This is a genomic window from Variovorax durovernensis (assembly GCF_977011995.1).
This window is the reverse complement of the sequence record NZ_CDRNCW010000001.1, coordinates 2,744,768-2,761,795: the sequence shown is the minus strand read 5'-3', so window position 1 is coordinate 2,761,795 and position 17,028 is coordinate 2,744,768. Positions and strand designations below refer to the sequence as shown.

The 17,028-nt window shown below is 67.4% G+C and carries 13 protein-coding genes; 2 read left to right on the top strand and 11 right to left on the bottom strand.

Going from position 1 to position 17,028, the window contains the following annotated elements; all coding sequences use genetic code 11:
- Positions 1–89: 89 nt before the first annotated feature.
- From ACWV14_RS13160 to ACWV14_RS13120, 9 genes are all read right to left on the bottom strand, one after another.
- On the bottom strand, positions 90–860 hold the full coding sequence (locus ACWV14_RS13160; RefSeq protein WP_454909026.1) for a hypothetical protein: 771 nt from the start codon (positions 858–860) through the stop codon (positions 90–92).
- The gene (locus tag ACWV14_RS13155; RefSeq protein WP_454909025.1) at positions 857–1,585 is read right to left on the bottom strand and encodes a phospholipase D-like domain-containing protein; all 729 of its coding nucleotides are present in this window, start codon (positions 1,583–1,585) and stop codon (positions 857–859) included. The genes ACWV14_RS13160 and ACWV14_RS13155 overlap by 4 nt, the downstream gene beginning before the upstream one ends.
- A 1-nt stretch (position 1,586) precedes the next feature.
- The gene (locus tag ACWV14_RS13150) at positions 1,587–6,851 is read right to left on the bottom strand and encodes a DNA repair ATPase (RefSeq protein WP_454909024.1); all 5,265 of its coding nucleotides are present in this window, start codon (positions 6,849–6,851) and stop codon (positions 1,587–1,589) included.
- A gap of 12 nt (positions 6,852–6,863) precedes the next feature.
- On the bottom strand, positions 6,864–7,409 hold the full coding sequence (locus ACWV14_RS13145; protein ID WP_454909023.1) for a zf-TFIIB domain-containing protein: 546 nt from the start codon (positions 7,407–7,409) through the stop codon (positions 6,864–6,866).
- Positions 7,406–9,592, bottom strand: a complete 2,187-nt coding sequence (locus tag ACWV14_RS13140; RefSeq protein WP_454909022.1) for a flotillin family protein — start codon at positions 9,590–9,592, stop codon at positions 7,406–7,408. Before ACWV14_RS13140 ends, ACWV14_RS13145 begins: the two co-directional genes overlap by 4 nt.
- 74 nt (positions 9,593–9,666) lie before the next feature.
- Positions 9,667–10,320 (bottom strand): ubiquinone biosynthesis protein, encoded by a 654-nt coding sequence (locus ACWV14_RS13135; protein ID WP_454909021.1) that lies wholly within the window; start codon positions 10,318–10,320, stop codon positions 9,667–9,669.
- A 34-nt stretch (positions 10,321–10,354) separates the two neighbouring features.
- On the bottom strand, positions 10,355–10,729 hold the full coding sequence (locus ACWV14_RS13130) for a hypothetical protein (protein ID WP_454909020.1): 375 nt from the start codon (positions 10,727–10,729) through the stop codon (positions 10,355–10,357).
- A 2-nt stretch (positions 10,730–10,731) separates the two neighbouring features.
- Positions 10,732–11,445 (bottom strand): PspA/IM30 family protein, encoded by a 714-nt coding sequence (locus tag ACWV14_RS13125; RefSeq protein WP_454909019.1) that lies wholly within the window; start codon positions 11,443–11,445, stop codon positions 10,732–10,734.
- Positions 11,446–11,456: 11 nt separating this feature from the next.
- On the bottom strand, positions 11,457–11,873 hold the full coding sequence (locus tag ACWV14_RS13120) for a YjfI family protein (protein WP_454909018.1): 417 nt from the start codon (positions 11,871–11,873) through the stop codon (positions 11,457–11,459).
- A 151-nt stretch (positions 11,874–12,024) separates the two neighbouring features.
- On the opposite strand from ACWV14_RS13120, the gene ACWV14_RS13115 reads away from it, so the two are divergent.
- Positions 12,025–12,942 carry a LysR family transcriptional regulator gene (locus ACWV14_RS13115; RefSeq protein ID WP_454909017.1) on the top strand — a complete coding sequence of 306 codons (918 nt, stop codon included), beginning with the start codon at positions 12,025–12,027 and terminating at the stop codon, positions 12,940–12,942.
- Positions 12,943–12,967: 25 nt separating this feature from the next.
- Here ACWV14_RS13115 and ACWV14_RS13110 read toward each other — a convergent pair whose 3' ends face one another.
- Together ACWV14_RS13110 and adh are read right to left on the bottom strand one after the other, a co-directional pair.
- Positions 12,968–13,354, bottom strand: a complete 387-nt coding sequence (locus ACWV14_RS13110; protein WP_454909016.1) for a DUF779 domain-containing protein — start codon at positions 13,352–13,354, stop codon at positions 12,968–12,970.
- The gene (gene adh / locus ACWV14_RS13105) at positions 13,354–14,874 is read right to left on the bottom strand and encodes an aldehyde dehydrogenase (protein ID WP_454909015.1); all 1,521 of its coding nucleotides are present in this window, start codon (positions 14,872–14,874) and stop codon (positions 13,354–13,356) included. The genes ACWV14_RS13110 and adh overlap by 1 nt, the downstream gene beginning before the upstream one ends.
- A gap of 229 nt (positions 14,875–15,103) precedes the next feature.
- On the opposite strand from adh, the gene ACWV14_RS13100 reads away from it, so the two are divergent.
- On the top strand, positions 15,104–16,975 hold the full coding sequence (locus ACWV14_RS13100; RefSeq protein ID WP_454909014.1) for a sigma-54-dependent Fis family transcriptional regulator: 1,872 nt from the start codon (positions 15,104–15,106) through the stop codon (positions 16,973–16,975).
- Positions 16,976–17,028: the final 53 nt, after the last annotated feature.

The window sequence follows — 17,028 nt, the reverse complement described above, 5'->3', positions numbered from 1 at the left end:
TTGGCCCCACTCTAGGAACAGATTGCGCCGCGCGGAATTGCCGTGACGGCAGCAGGTCTTCGCGAAACGCGAAGACCTGCGAGCAACGCCTACTTTTTACGCGCGGGGCCGGACCCGGCAGCCGGCGGCACCGGCTCCGGCGCCTTGACCCATCCGCGCAGCAGCACGCCCATGAAGAGACCCGCGCCGAAGATCGCCCAGTACACCCAGACCGGCAGGTTCTCGGCCCCGCTGTGCAGGTTCATGCCAAAGACCGCGCCGACGGCCATCAGCGGAAAAGTCAGCGCCGCGATGGTGTTGAGCTTGTGCTGCGCGCGGCTCACCTCCATGGCCGCGCGCGCCTGCAGTTCCGCCGCGTGCGCGAGGCGGTAGTCGAGCGACATGCGGGTGTCCGCCAGCAGCAGTTCAAGCCCGCGCGCGATCTCGACGGCGCGGTCGCGCATGTCGGTGATCAGCGGATCTTGCGACGCGGCCTCGCGTGCCGCCTGCAGCGTGGCCTGCATGTTCGACGCTGCACGCGCCAGCGGAATCAGCGGCCCGAGGACCTGGAACAGCGCCTCCGCCGTCTCGGCCGCCTCGTGCCGGATCTCGAACGTGCCGAGCGCCGTGCGGTAGCTCTCGAGCAGCTTCGACAATGCCTTCTCGCCCGGGTTGTTGCCCTTGTGCAGCCATGCACCGTCGGGCTTGCGCAGGAACACGGCCGCCTTGCGCTCCGAGCCCGTGCCGGCGGGCGGCTCGTGCAGGATCACCATCAGATGCTCCTGCTCGTGGATGACGCGCTGCGCCCCGTAGCTGGAGGTGCCCAGCCGCTGCCGCATCTCGGGCGGCAGCTCCCAGTCGTAGTCGATGCGTCTTGTCATCGCGGGGCCTGCAGTTCTTTCCACAAGGTGTCGAATTCGTCGGCGAAGCGGCGCACCAGCGACGGATCGTTGCTCAGCACCAGGTTTTCCTCGTTGAACTCGCAGGCGCTGCGCGTCCAGTTGTAGCTGCCGTTGAGCAGCCGCGTGCCGTCGAAGATCGCGAACTTGTGGTGCATGTGCGCGTCGGTGCGGTCCACCGCGACCGGAATGCCCGCGGCGCGCAACTGGCCGACGTCGCTGCCGCGATCGAACTCCTTGTCGTTGTCGGAGATGAAGCGCAGCGACACGCCCCGCCTGTGCGCGGCCAGGATCTCGGCAGTGATGCGGTCGTCAGACAGCGTGAACACGCACAGGTCGACCGAGCGCCTGGCGGTCCTCAACTGCTGGTTGATGGCCTGCAGGCAGGCCGTGCCGGGGCTGAAGAAGGCCTGCGAGCGCACCGCCACGTTGTCGGGCGAGCGCCCGGTGTCGATGGCGCGGACCACGCCTTCGAGCCATTTCAGCAAGGCCAGCTGCTCCGGGTCCGCGGTGCGCGAACGCACCAGGTCGAAGGCGCGGTTGCGCAGCTGGCGCAGGCCGTCTTCGGGCGGAGAGGCTTCGCGCAGCGTGTGCACCAGCACCCGGCGCTCGTCGTCGCTCAGGCGGTCGTCGGCCAGCGTGGCGTCGAGCTGGGCGAGCAGTTCGGGCAGAGCCGGCTGTGGATCGGTCGATGGGGCTTGAGACACGTCACTCCTCCTTGCCGGGCTTGGGCGTGCGCTTCGGCGCAGCGTGGGTGGCCTGCATCTCGGCGGCCAGCCGTTTCATGTCCTGCGTGATCGTGCGGTCGAGTTCCAGCCGGCGCTCGGTGGCCGTCACCAGCGGCAGGATCAGCTCGCGATAGGTCACGGCGATCTGCAGCATGGCGTCCGCCAGGCGCTGGCTGTCGCCCGGCCCTTCGGCGGGCGGCACGGGCACGGGCTTGAGCCCGTCGACCGCGCGCGCAACGTCGAGCATGCTGCTCGCAATGCGCTGGCTGCCGTCCACGTCGGCGCCGCCCAGCTTGCGCTGGCGCACGAACTCATCGCAGATGGCCTGCCAGCGCGCGCTCTCCTCCGGCGTGGGGCTGCCGAGCAGTTGCGCGAGGCGCAGCAGGTTTTCTTCCGCCCCGGTGGCCAGCGTCTGGGCCTCGCCACGGTAGTGGTCGCGCAGCAGCGCATCGAGCTCGTCGTCGCGCATCAGCGCGGTGATCTTCCCCGCCAGCTTGGTCATGTTGCGGTAGCTGCCCTGCAGCTTGAACGGCGGCGCGGTGCGGTAGGCCTCCTGCTGCGCGGCAGACTCGATGTACGCGAGGTTGACTTTCAGCAGCAGGTCGCGCGCGCGGAACAGCCGCTGCAGCAGCGCCTTGATCTCCTCCAGCTCGACGGCGCTGTAGGCATGCGACAGCGCGCTGCTCGGCACCTCGTGTCCCTGCGCCATCTGCACCAGCAGCTGCACGTCCTTGGGGTCGCGCGAGGCCAGCGGCATCAGAGTGGGGTTGGAGGTAAGGCTGTTCTCGATGTAAGACAGCGCGAACGCCGCCTCGCGGCCCGAGAGCACGTCGCCCAGGTTGTAGATGTCGGCCCGGTTGGCCAGCATGTCCGGGATCTTGAACACGTCGCCCGACTCGGTGTACGGGTTGCCCGCCATCACGATGGCGAAGCGCTTGCCCCGCATGTCGTAGCTGCGCGGCTCGCCGTTCCACACGCCCTCGATGCGGCGCGTGCCGTCGGCCAGCGCGATGAACTTCTGCAGGAACTCCGGGCTGGTGTGCTGGATGTCGTCGAGGTACAGCATCACGTTGCTGCCCATCGCGAGGCCGAGGTTGAGCTTCTCCAGCTCCTGCCGTGCCGCGCTGTTGGGCGCATTGGCGGGGTCGATCGCGGTAACGCCGTGGCCCAGCGCCGGACAGTTGATGCGCACGAAGATCAGGCCCAGCCTGTCGGCCACGTACTCCATCAGCGTGGTCTTGCCGTAGCCGGGCGGCGAGATCAGCAGCAGCAGGCCCATGCGGTCGGTGCGGCTGCCCTCGCCCGCGGAGCCGATCTGCTTGGCCAGGTTGTCGCCGATGATGGGCAGGTAAAGCTCGTCGATCAGCCGGTTGCGGACGAAGGTCGACAGCGGCTTGGCCTGGAACTGGCCGAGCTTCAGGCGCGCCTTCTCGCGCTCGAGCAGTTCGTGGCGCAGGCTGTTCAGCGCCTCGAAGCCCGGCACCACATGCGTGGCGTGGAACAGGAACCGGCGCCAGAAGTCGTTGAGGTTCAGCGTCATGCGGCCGTCGATCACACGCGGATGCTCGCCGCGCAGCCCGTCGACCGTGCGGTCGAGCGCCACGTTCACGCGCGTACGCTGCAGCGGCATCGCCAGCACGCTGGCCGCGTCGTCCACCCAGTCGATCGACTGCGGCGACTGGTGCAGCGCGTAGGCATGCACCCAGTCGCGCGCGAGCCTCCAGCGTTCGGCCGGCGGGGCGGCATCGAGGTCGGCCTGCCATGCATCGCGGCGCCCACCGCGCTCCAGCTCCCGCAGCAGCGCGGCGGCAAGGTCTTCGCCAGCGCCCGAAACCACCCAGGTTTCACCGGCATGCGCCGCCAGCTCGCGCGCAAGGTAAGCCGCCGACTGCTCGCACAGCGTGGCGACGCGGCCATCGTGGGCGTCGCGTTCTTCCTGCGTGGCGTTGTCGGCCAGCGGCAGCAGGTCGGGCAGCACGTCGCGCACAAAATGGCCGAGCGAACGCGCCGTATCGGCTTCGAGCTGTTCGAGCGCACCGCACCGGCCGAACATCTCGCTCATCTGCATTGCTGCCCGGGCGCGCCGCAGAAGCGACTCGCGGTGCGCGATCAGGTGGCCGTGCTGCCAGTACAGCAAGGCCAGCGCGCGCTCGGTCGGCCCCCAGGCCAGCAGGCCCGCCTGGTCCTGCATGGCGACCAGCGCCCCCAGCAGGCGAAGCGCATCGTCATCGTGAATGCCCTTCTGGTAGCCCTCCTGGTAGCGCGCGGCGGCAAAGCGCCGCACCATCTCCAGCAGTTGCGGATGCTGCGGGTCTTCGGCCAGCAGCGTGCGCACCTCGGTCCAGTTACGCTCGGCCTTGCCGTCGAGCAGCGATTCCAGCAGGCGGCCTGCGAGGTACTCGGCGCGCGAGAGTTCCGCCGTCTCGGACACCAGCGACTGGTTCCAGTAGACCTGCAGCTCGCGCAGCCGCTCGTCGTCGACCGGGCTCTGGTAGTCGGTGCCGGTCACCTGGTAGGCCATGCCGTCTTCGCGTGCCACCAGCGTCAGGTCGACCGGCTGGCGGTGCACCGTGAAGGCGTGGCGGCCCAGGCGCAGCGTGTCGCCGCCCTCGCTCACCAGTTCGCGCTTGTCGCGCACCGCGCGCAGGGCCTGGTCGCGCGCCGTCTTCAGGCGCGTGTCAAGCTCGTCGGCCGGCACCGCAGCGCCCAGCGTGCGCAGGTCGGCGATCAACGTGTGCAGCTTGCCGATCATCGGGTCGGCCGCGAAATAGCTGTGGACCTGCGTCAGCTCGCCGAACTGCGCAATGCGGCGCGGAATGCCGTCCAGGATTCGGCCGGCCGCGTCGACCACGCCTTGCGCACGGCGCTGACGGGCATCGACCAGGCTCTGGCGCCGTGCGGAGAGCGCCTCGTACACGTTCTCACGCTTCTCGGCGATGTCGCGCAGAAAATCTTCCTGCTCGGCGAAGCGGCCTTCTATCTCCTCCAGTTGTGCCAGCAGGCGCGTGAGCGCGTCGTCGCATTTTTCTGGCGTGTCGGCGAACTCCAGCGCGTTTTCCACGGCCTGGCTGAACAGCTTGAACTGCGCGCCGAACTCGGCCCGCGCCTCGGTCGCACCAAGCGATTTGCGCCGCGCGCGCGCATCGGCGCGCATGCGGTTGATGTCGGCGTAGATCAGCGAGATGCGATCCAGGATCGACGTGCGGATCACCGCGTCGCCGCCCGGCAGGCTGCCGAGCTGCTCCGTCAGCAGGTCGAGCCCGGCCGCCTGTTCGTCGAGCGTGGCCAGCAGTTGCCCCAGCGCCGGCGAGGTGGCCAGATTCGGCAAGTCGAGCGCCAGCTTGTCCAGCGCCTGGCGTTGGCCGACGAAGGCGGTGTCGGCCGCCAGGAACTGCATCGCGCGTTCGCCGATGCGCTGCTGCTCGGTTGCCAGCGCCGCATCCATGGCGGCGATGCGCGGCAGGTCGGCGTAGCGCAGCTCCTTGAGCATCTGCAGCGCGCCGCGCCGCTCGCGCAGCCGCGCCAGCGCCTTCACAAAATCGTCGGGCGCGCGCCAGATGGTGCTGGCGATGTCGACCAGCAGCGCATGCTGCTCGTCTTCCGCGCGGGCCAGCGCACGCGCGGTCTCGCGGCGGATGGTGTCGACCTTCTCGAATTCGGCCAGCGTGCTGCGCGCCACCTCGGCGATGCTGCGCAGCTCGGCCATGAGCCCGGCGGCTTCCGGCGCGTCGAGCCAGAAGTAGGCATCGCTCACGCGGGTGCATTGGCGGATCAGGTCTTCGTAGGCGGCCTTGGTCGGCGCCTGCTCGCGCACCGCGCGGGCAATGCCCATGAGATCGCTCACGCCACGCACCAGCTCGGCGTTGCCGATCTTGCCGAAGAAGCCGGTGGCGGGCGGCTGCGCGCTCACATGCTCTTCGCTGGCGAACGGGGTCTGCCACAACTGCATCGGGTGCACGCGCGAAGGCTCGCCCTCGTTGTCGTGGAACACCAGGATGCGGCCGTCGGCAAATCGTGCGTAGCCGTTGGCGATGATCGGCGTCGCGAGCTTCTTGTCGATCAGGTTGTAGTTGAAGAGCGCGTAGCGGCCCGGCTTCGGGTCGTAGAAGATGTAGGCCACGTCTTCGCCGTTGGGCGAACGCAGCATGCGCTTGAAGCGCAGGTTTTCCACCGTCTCGGCCGGCAGGTCGAAGCGCTTGTGCTCGCCCGACTGCAGGTAGTAGCCGCCCGGAAAGATGATGCCGTGGTCTTCCGGCAGCTGCACGCACGAACCGCCGATGGCGTCGATGCGCTCCACCTGTTGCGTGCGGATGTTGAACACCAGGTAGCGCGTGACCTGCTCGCGGTAAGGCTTCACGCGCAGCAGGATCAGCATGCCGAGCTTGGCCCAGGCAATCTCTGCGTCGGTCAGCGACTGGCTCCTGTCTTCGACGGGCTCGCTGTAGATGCCCAGGCCGGTCTCGGTGTTGTTCTCTATCTTGACCGTGAGGTCGCCGCCCAGTGTCTCGACGAACACCGTGTCCAGCACGTTCACGTGCGGGTGCTTGCCGCCCACGTGGTCTTCGCGCGTGGCCACGGTCCATTCGAAGTCGTGGCTCGCTGGCAAGGCGATGTCGCGCTCGCCGCGGTTGTCGATGTAGCTGATGCGGCCGTCGCGCTCGATGGCCCAGCGGAACACGCGCACGTCTGTGACCTGCTGGCCGATCTGGAAGGCAGCGAGCAGCTTGTCCTGCGTTACGCGCAACTGCAGCAGCGTGGCCTGCTTGTAGTACGCATACAGCTCGCGGAAGTCGGACGCGAAGCGCGTGTCTTCAAGGAAGCTGCCGGCAAGCGGCACGGGCTGCAGTTCATCGCTCTCGGCACCGGCCTCGCCCGGCGAGGCCAGCCGGTACAGGCCGAACACATCGCCGACGGTGGTCTCCTTGCGCAGGCCGATGAACACGTTGTAGCCGAACAGCAGCAGGTCGCCGATGCGCACCAGGTCGCGCGCCACCGCGTTGTTCTCGGTGCGCGCGCGGGTGCGCAGTATCAGCGTCTGGTCGGAGCGGCCGAACTCGGCCAGCCGCTGCTCATTGAGCGCCTGCGTCTTCTTCAGCAGGCCCTCGCCCTGCGTTTCCAACCGCTTCTTCAGCAGGTCGTAGCTGCCGCTGCCGGACACCAGGGCTTCGGTCTGGGCCGAGGGGTCGGAGGCGGCCGTTTGCGTTGGAGCGCCGGGCGGGGCTCCCGTTTCATCCGTTGGGTGCATAGGTCGGCGCGGTCAGTCCGCGCGCAGCAGTGCGAGCAGTTCGTCGCGATGGGGCTGGGCGTCGAGCCAGGCGCGGATGCGGTCGAGCTCGTCGATGCATTCGTTGCCATAGCGACGGCGCAGCGCGGCAATGCGCACTTCGCGCACCTCCTCGCTCTGCAGGCGACGCTGCCAGCCGTCGGACAGCAGTTCATCGAGCCGGCCGGCGAGGCCGCGGCTCACGATGGCGCGCCACTCGCCCCTGTCGAACCAGAGGTTCTGGCAGGCCACGCAACGGTCGATGCGGAAGTCGGGGCCTGCGCTCACGCGCAGCCGCTGCATCAGCCGGTCGCACTCGGGGCAATGCCGCACCGAGGTCGCGTCGAACACTTCGATGACCTCGTCATCGACCGCATGCGGCACGCGGCTCCCGTCGGCGGCCTTCCATGCCCGCCAATCGTCCATGGCCATGAGCATGCCGCCGCAGTCGGCGCACTGCGCCGCGAGCAGGGCCTCGGCCAAGGCCACGGGCTGCATCGCCGGGTGCGAGGCGCAGCTGCATTTCAGGCCCGGCCTCATCGCGCATCTCCGTTCAGCGGGCGGAAGGTGGAGATCAGGTTGCTCAGCGCGGTCTTCTGGCTCTCGCTGCCGTCGCTTGCAATCTTCTTCATCAGCGCGGCCACGCTGAGGTTCTGGATTTCACCCGACGAGCTGCCGAGCGCGCCGACGATGTCGCGCAGGTCCTTCACCACGTCGCGCTCGCCCGAGAGCTGGTCCTTGAACGCGACCTGCAGCGCATTGCTCTTGGAGATGACGCCGTCGATGCCCTTGCCCACGGAGAGCGAGCGCACGAAGCTGTCGAAGTAGTCGCCCTGCCCGCCAACGATGTCGATCTTGGCGTTGGCCAGCGCGGTGCCCAGAACTTCGGCCTGCTCCTTGGCGATGGAGGTCTGCGCGTCGATGCCCTTGAGGGTTTCGATGTGCGACTTCTCCAGGCGCATGCGGAATTCTTCGTGGTCGCGGGTTTCGGGGCTCATGGACTTCATGGCCTCGAACTTCTCGTGCAGGCCCTTGGCTTCGGCACCGAAGCGCGCCTCGATGACCTGCGCATCGGCCTGGCCCGACTTGAGCGTGGCCTCGGCATCGGCCGTGCGCACGTTGACTTCGGCGAGGCCGAGCTTTTCCTTGCCCGAAGCCTCGGCCTCGAACTTGGCGCGCATGCCGGCAGCCTCGGCCTGCGAGCGGGCCTCGATGACCTGCGCATCGGCCTGGCCGGCCTTGAGGACGGCGTCGGCATCGGCCTGGCGCACATGCACGTCGGCCAGGCCCAGCTTTTCCTTGCCCGAGGCTTCGGCCTCGAAGCTCGCGAGCTTGGCCTGCGCGGTCGCGATCTCGACCTTGGCGGCCGCAAGGCCCGGCGCGGCCGTGATGGCCTCCACGCCTTCGGCTTCGCGCTTCTTCGACTCTGCATCGCGCTCGGCAATCTTGAGCTTGGCATCGGCCAGCGTGAGTTCTTCAGCGGCCTTGTGGCGGGCGCGCTTTTCCTGCGTCTCGGCCGCCTTCACGTCGAGCACCATCTTCTCTTCGGCCTGCCCCTCGGCCATGATGACGACCGACTTCTTGGTGCGCTCGGCCTCGGCCACCACGCGCAGTTCCTTGATGGCTTCTTCCTGCTCGGCCACCGTGCGCTCGACCACGATGCGTTCGCGGATCACGTCGGCAATGGCCTTCTTCTGCACTTCGACGGCCTTGTCCTTCTCGATGCGCTGCAGCGTCACTTCCTTCTCGCGGTCGACGATCTCCAGGTCGCGTGCGCGGATGACCTTTTCTTCTTCCACGGCCACGGCACGCTTGCGGTTGTTCTCGGCCACTTCCTTTTCGCGCTGCACGTTTTCCTGCTGCACCGACACCGATTGTTCGGCCACGAGGCGCGCGGTTTCGGACTTGGTGCGCTCCTCGGCCTGGATCTTGGCGGTCTCGGCTTCTTCGCGGGCGCGCACGCTGGCAATCTCGCGCTGCTGGCGCGCGGTGGCGTCGGCCTGCTGGCGCTCGAGTTCGAGCAGCGCTTCCTGCGTCTCGACGTTCTTCTTCTTGATCTGCATTTCCTCGTTGCGGCGCAGTTCGTTGGTGCGCACGTGCTCGACCGCCGTCAGCTCGGTGATCTTCTTGATGCCCTGCGCATCGAGGATGTTGTTGGAGTCGAGCTCCGACAGCGGCGTCTGCTCGAGGAAGTCGATGGCGGCGTCTTCGAGCACATAGCCCGAGAGGTCGTTGCCGATCTGGCTGACGATCTGGTCGCGGAAGTTGTCGCGCGCCTGGTAGAGGTCGACGAAGTCCATCGACTTGCCCACCGTCTTCAGCGCTTCCGAGAACTTGGCGGAGAACAGCTCCTCGAGCGTCTCGTGGTTCGACGCGCGCGCGCAGCCGATGCCCTGCGCCACCTTCAGCACGTCGTCGGCCGTCTTGTTCACGCGCACGAAGAACTTCACCTTGATGTCCGCGCGGATGTTGTCGCGGCAGATCAGGCCCTCGTTGCCGGAGCGGTCGATCTCGATGGTCTTGACCGAGATGTCCATCAGCTCCGCCTTGTGGATGATGGGGTACACCATCCGCCCGGTGAACGTCACCTCGGGTTCCGCGCGCAGCGTGTTCACGATGAGTGCATGGCCCTGCTCGATCTTGCGATAGAACTTGGCGAACATCGCGAACAGGCCGAGGATGACAACGGCCAGTATGACGATGGCAAAGATGATGGGCTCCATTTTTTCTCCAGGTGTGCTTTGAGAGCGAAAGAAACAGGTGAGCGGCGCGGCGCGATGCGGCGCCGCGAGGGCACTCAGACGGCGATGTCGTCTTGTGCGGCAATGAGGTAGCGGCCTGCCACCTCGTCGTATTCGAGGATCAGCGCCTGCGAACCGCGCTTGAGGGAGTTGGGCACCGTGGCCCACACGCGGATGTTGAGGCTGGCGCCGCGGCGCGCGACTTCGGCGCGGCCGTCCTTCTCGTTCACCACGCCGGTGACGACGCGGCAGCTCTGGCCGACCAGCGCGGCATTGCTCACGGCGGTGTGGCTCACGAACAGCCCGCGCAGCGGACGGATCGCCACCGCGGTGACGGGAATGGCGATGACGGCGCTGGCCACCAGCAGCACGGTGCCGGCGAGCAGCTGCAGCGGCAGGGTCGGCACCAGCGGCAACAGCCACTCGCCACCCAGGCAGCAGACCGTCCAGGAGACCAGCACCAGCAGGCTCACGGCCACCGAGAACGGCACGCCGTTCAGGCCGAAGGCCACCACGAAGCTCGCGAGATGCCCGATGTCGTTGGCATCGCCGTCCGCATGCGTGTGCACGCCGACATCGACGTCGAGCCCGCTGTGCTCGATGTCGACCATGCCCAGCATCGCGAGCAACCAGTAGATCACCACGACACCCAGCAGCACCGTGTAGATCGCGGTGGGGTACCCCGTCACCGCTCCCATGAAATCGCCCATTGATCCTCCCGGGTACGGGTTGTTGTTCGTTGTTCTATTTGCGGCCCGGCCTTCCCGTGCCGGTGCTCTTCTTCTCTGCCACTGTGCCAGAGCCCGCCTTGGCGGCGAATGCGATCAGGTCACGCGTGGCTTTCTCCTTGATGGCCAGGCGGTCGTCCGCCGCCAGGCCGTAGCGCCTGGCGAGGAATTCATAGTCGGTCGCGCTCAAAGACACCGTGAGGCGCGGGCGCTTGGGCTTCGAGGTGGTCGCGAGGCCCAGCACCTGCCGGATCTGGTCGGAGGTGGACACATGCTGCTCGAAGGCCGCTGTACGCACGGCCTCCAGCACGGCCTCTTCCACGTCGAACGCCACCTGCACGGCGCGTATCGCCTCGTCGGAGCCCTGCCAGCGAACCGGCTTGGCGCGCATGCTTATTGCGCTCCGGGCCCCGAGGGGTTGGCCTGGCGGGCGCGGATGCGCTCCATTACCTTGCCGGTGCGGTCGGCTTCGTTGCCGATGCCCGCCGCGGCGAGCTTCTTTTCAAGTGCGCTGTGGCCGAACTCGTTTTCGAGCTGCTGGCTGGCCGTCATGCGGTCGGACAGGTCTTCATGGCGCGCTCGGATGCGCTCCAGCGATTCACGCGCATTGGCCAGCCGCGAGCCGCCGCTGCCGATGTTCTCGGAGATCGACTGGGTGGCGCGGTAAACGCTCTCGGTGGTCTTGGCGATGCCGATCTCGCGCTCGTGTTCGCGAATGCGCGCCTCGGCCGACTTGATGAGTTCCTTCAGGCGGGACACCTGCAGCGCGTAAGAGGCATGCGCCTTGGCCTGCTCCTCGAGTTCCTGCTCCAGCAGGCCCACCTTGGCGGCCACGTCGAGCGCCAGGCCTTCCTGCGTCTTGTTGAGCGCCTCGAGCGCCAGGCCTTCGTAGCGCGCGGCTTCGTTCTTGAGACGCTCGATCTCGCGGGCCGACTGCATCTCCTTGGCCATCACGCCGGTGAGGTCGCCCTTGGCCTTCTCGATGCTGTGCTTGGCGTCGATGATTTCCTGTTCATAGATGCGCGTGGCGTTGCTGTCGACCACGCTCTCGCCGATTTCGCGCGCGCTGCCGCGCAGCAGGGTGACGAGTTTCTTGATGACTGTCATGGGACCTCCGCTTAATTCAGGAATTCGGACAGTGCGTCGAGTGCATCGAGCGCGTTGTCGCTGAGCACCGCCACTTCGCGCGCGATGTCTTGCACGCTCGCATCGCGGCCCAGCGCGCCGGTGAGCACATAGCGCCCGTCGACCCGGCCGAACGACGACAGCGGCACCGAGGGGTTCAGGTCGAGCAGCGATTCGAGCAGCTCGGTGCGGCGCGCGGGCTTCACTTCTTCTTCGGTCCAGAGGTAGCAGATGCAGATGATCTGCATGTCCGAACTCGTGACGAAGATCGGGAGCTCGTCGCGCCCCTCGATACTCACCTGGACCACCGGCGTGCTGCCTGGAATGGGCTGCAACTGAACGGGCAGCCCACCCATCGCAGCACCGGCCAGCGCGTCGAGCCCCTTGAGTTGATCGAGCAGTGATTGCATACCTCTCCTTATGGTTGGTATCGATGGAAGCGAGCGATGCTTCGATGGATTCACTATAGGTTTCACGACATATCATGTCAAATGAACCCTTTGGTTCTCAACACAAATGCACGGTGACTTTCGGCACTTGCACCCTCTCTAGAATTCGCCGATGGCCAACCCGATCAATCCCGCGCGCGTCGACTTCGTCACGCTGCGGTTGTTCTGCGCGGTGGCGCAGTCGGGCAGCATCACCAAGGGTGCGGAGGCATGCCACCTTGCGTTGTCAGCCGCAAGCCGCAGGCTTTCCGACTTCGAAGCGGCCACCGGTTCCAAACTGCTCGAACGCAGCGCACAAGGCATCGCGCTAACGCCCGCAGGCCATGTGGCGATGCAGCATGCGATGCGCCTCTTCCAGGGTTTCGAGCAGTTCAGCAACGAGCTCAACGACTACTCGAGCGGCGTGCGCGGCCATGTCCGGCTGTGGGCCAACATGTCGGCGCTCACCGAGTTCCTGCCCACAACCCTCGCGACCTTCCTCGCGCAGCATCCCGACATCCGCGTCGAGGTCGAGGAACAACTCAGCGGCGACATCGTGCGCGCGCTGGTCGACGGCCTCGCGGACGTCGGCGTGTTCGCGGAGAACACGCCCGCGTACGGCCTCGACGTCGCCCCCTTCCAGACCGACGAGCTGGTGGTGTTGTGCGCCAGGCAGCACCCGCTGGCACGCACGCGAGCCAAGCAGGTCGACTTCAAGACCTGCCTCGCACATGAATTCGTGGGGCTGAACCGCAGCAGCTCGCTGCTGGAACTCACGTCGCGCGCCGCCGAGCAGGCCGGCATTCCGATGCGGCTTCGTGTGCAGGTGCGCAGCTTCGACGCCATGTGCCACATGATTGCGGCCAACCTCGGCATCGGCGTGGTGCCGTTCGCAGCGTGCAAGGCGCAGGTGGCGGCGCTTGACTTGAAGGTGGTGCGGCTGCGTGACGCATGGGCCACGCGGCGGCTGCTGATGGCGACGAAGGCGGGGGCAACGTTGTCGCCGGCGACACAACTGCTGGTGAAGCAGTTGTTCGCCTCGTCGAACTAGCAGCGGACTTCAGTCCGCTGCCGCCCTACCGAACCTGCTTCGCCTCTTCGGCCTCCAGCACGGCCCACTCATCATCGGTGAAGAGCCGCGAGCGCGTCAGGAAGCGCACGCCCTCCGGTCCTTCCAGCGAGAACATGCCGCCGCGCCCCGGCACCACGTCGATGATCAGCTGCGTGTGCTGCCAGTACTCGAACTGCGGCCCGCTGATGTAGAACGGCATGCCGCCGATGTGCCCCAGCAGGCGGTCGTAGTCGCCGACGATGAACTCGCCCTGGGCGTAGCACATCGGCGCGCTGCCGTCGCAGCAACCGCCCGACTGATGGAACATCAGCGGGCCGTGCCTGGCGGCGAGCCTGTCGATCAACGCGAGCGCGGCATCGGTCGCGGTGACGCGCAGGACTTCGCCTGCCATCAGAAGAAGCCCAGCTTGTTCTCGCTGTAGCTCACCAGCAGGTTCTTGGTCTGCTGGTAGTGGTCGAGCATCATCTTGTGGTTCTCGCGCCCGATGCCCGACTGCTTGTAGCCGCCGAAGGCCGCATGCGCCGGATAGTGGTGGTAGCAGTTGGTCCATACGCGGCCTGCCTGGATGCCCTTGCCCATGCGGAAGGCGCGGTTCATGTCGCGGCTCCACACGCCGGCGCCCAGCCCGTAGAGCGTGTCATTGGCGATGGAGAGCGCTTCTTCCTCGTCCTTGAAGGTCGTCACCGACACCACGGGGCCGAAGATCTCTTCCTGGAAGATGCGCATTTTGTTGTGGCCCTTGAACACGGTCGGCTTCACGTAGTAGCCGTCGGCCAGGTCGCCTTCGAGGCTGGCGCGCTCGCCGCCGATCAGCACCTTCGCTCCCTCCTGCTTGCCGATGTCCATGTACGACAGGATCTTCTCGAGCTGCTCGCTCGAGGCCTGCGCGCCGATCATCGTGGCCATGTCGAGCGGGCTGCCCTGCTTGATGGCCGCCACGCGCTTGAGCGCACGCTCCATGAAGCGGTCGTAGATGGACTCCTGGATCAGCGCGCGCGACGGACAGGTGCACACCTCGCCCTGGTTCAACGCAAACATCGCGAAGCCTTCGAGCGCCTTGTCGAAGAAGCTGTCGTCGCGATCCATCACGTCGGCGAAGAAGATGTTGGGCGACTTGCCGCCCAGCTCCAGCGTGACCGGAATCAGGTTCTGGCTCGCATACTGCGAGATCAGGCGGCCGGTGGTGGTCTCGCCGGTGAAGGCGATCTTGCCGATGCGGTTGCTCGACGCCAGCGGCTTGCCCGCTTCCACGCCGAAGCCGTTCACCACGTTCAGCACGCCAGGCGGCAGCAGGTCCCCGATGATCTCCATCAGCACCAGGATCGACACCGGCGTCTGCTCGGCCGGCTTCAGCACCACGCAGTTGCCGGCCGCCAGCGCGGGTGCCAGCTTCCACACCGCCATCAGGATCGGGAAGTTCCACGGAATGATCTGGCCGACCACGCCGATGGGCTCATGGAAGTGGTACGCGAAGGTCTCGTGGTCGATCTCGCTGATGCCGCCTTCCTGCGCGCGGATGCACGAGGCGAAGTAGCGGAAGTGGTCGACCGCCAGCGGCAGGTCGGCAGCCATGGTCTCGCGGATCGGCTTGCCGTTGTCCCAGGTCTCGGCGGCCGCGAGCATGGGCAGGTTTTCCTGCATGCGGTCGGCAATCCTGTTGAGGATGTTGGCGCGCTCGGTGGTCGAGGTGCGGCCCCAGGCGGCCTTGGCCTTGTGCGCGGCGTCGAGCGCGCGGTCGACGTCCGCCGCCGTGGACCGCGGCACTTCGCAGAAGACCTTGCCGGTGACGGGCGTGATGTTCTCGAAGTACTGGTTGTCCGCCGGCGAGACCCATTCGCTGCCGATGTAGTTGCCGTAGCGCTTCTTGAACGGAACCGCGGTACCGAATTTGCCTGGTTCGAGCATGTCCATGAGTTGTCTCCATTTGCTGCTGTTGGCGCCACGACATGCGGCGACCCGCACGGACATCCGCAAGCCACGTACCCGCCGGGATCGGGACATTCCCTGAGTGCCTCCCTGCTGGCGACCGCACTCTGCAGCGGGTTTTCATTCGCAATCTGCGACATATTCTTGCGAACACAGCGACTAGGATGTCGCACAAGGCGAACAGACCGCGAACGGCAGACAACCGGAGACACGCATGAGTGAAGCGCAGTGGCCATCGGTCCGGGTCGAACAGGCCCGGGACCTGTTCTTCGTGCAGGGCCGCGACCCCGCACCGTGGATCGCGCCACACATCTCGCGCTCGTGGCAGCGCAGCCGTCCGGTCGACCATCAGTACATCGACCCGGCCCCCATGGCGCTGGCCCTGCTGCGCGAGCGGCGCGAGCAGTCGATGCGGCTGCTGGACTGCGCGCAGCCTGAGCTCGACGGGCTGGCCGAGCATGCAATAGGCAACGGCTGCGTGGTGATCCTGTCGGACGCCAGCGGGCTGATCCTGGAAGAAATAGGCAGCCCCGACTTCCTGCCCAAGGCCGAGCGCATCGCGCTGCAGCCGGGCGTGGAGTGGTCGGAAAACAACCGCGGCACCAACGCCATCGGCACCGCGCTGGCAGAACGCGAGGCGCTGATGGTGCTGGGCGGCGAGCACTACCTGGCGCAGAACGGCGCGCTGGGCTGCGCGGCGGCTCCCATCTTCACCGGCCGGGGAGAGCTGGCCGGTGCCCTCGACATCTCGGGCGAGACGGTGCGCGTGAACACGCATGCGCTGGGCCTGGTGCGCATGGCGGCGCAGCAGGTGGAGCACCGCATGCTGCTGGCCGAGGCACAAGGCCATGTGCTGCGCTTCCATGCGCGGCCGGCGCTGATCGGCACCGCGCGCGAGGGGCTGATCGTGATCGAGGGCGGACGCATCGCCGCGGCCAACCGCGTGGCGCTGGAACTGTTCGGCCGTTCATGGGACGGCCTGCTCGACCTGGAGGCCAGGGACTTCCTCGGCCCCAACTGGCCCGGCATGGAGCACCGGCGCAGCCTGCTGACCCTGCCGGGCGGGCGGCAGATCGCCACGGTGATGGAGCGTTCGAACATGCGCGGCGGCGCACGGCCGACGGCACGGCGCGCCGACGCGCCCCAGGCGGCCGACGACGTCCTGCCGCTGCTCGACAAGGCCGTGCGGGTACTCAACGAAGGCGTGTCGGTGCTGGTCAATGGCGAGACCGGCAGCGGCAAGGAAGTGTTCTCGCGCCGCCTGCATGCCGCGAGCCGCCGCGCCGCCGGCCCGTTCGTGGCGGTCGACTGCGCCTCGCTGCCCGAGACGCTGATCGAGTCGGAGCTGTTCGGCTACGACGAAGGCGCCTTCACCGGCGCCCGGCGCAAGGGCATGGCGGGCCGCATCCGCGAAGCGCACGGCGGCGTGCTGTTCCTCGACGAGATCGCGGAGATTCCGCTCGCACTGCAGACCCGGCTGCTGCGGGTGCTGGAAGAACGCGTGGTCACGCCGCTGGGCGGCGGCCAGGGCGTGGCGGTGGACTTCGACCTGGTCTGCGCCACCCACGGCGACCTGCCGGCGCTGGTGCAGGCCGGCCGCTTCCGGGCCGACCTGATGTACCGCGTGGCAGGCTTCACCGTCGCCTTGCCGCCGCTGAGCCGGCGCACCGACCGGCATGCGCTGATCGCGCGGCTGTTCCTCGAATCGGGCGGCGCCGACAAGCACCTGCGGCTGGAGAGCGATGCGCTCGAAGCGCTGGCCGCCTACCGCTGGCCTGGCAACGTGCGCGAACTGCGCAGCACGCTGCGCGCGGTGGTCGCGCTGGCCGACACGGGCGACTCGGTAACGGCCGCCGCCCTGCCCGCTCACCTGTTCGGCACGCCCGCCGCGCCGCCATCGGATGCGGCCACCGAAGCCGTCCTGGCACCGCAGGCCGGCCCGCTGCTGGCCATCACCCGCCACGCCATCGACGACGCGCTCAAGGCCTGCGACCACGACGTGTCCAAGGCGGCGCGGCGCCTCGGCGTGCATCGCAGCACGGTCTACCGCCATCTTGCGCGGCAGCGAGGCAAGCCGGCCGCCTGAACAAAAGACTGACTTGCCCATCGATGCCGGAGCGGCCAGACTGGGGTCTGGTC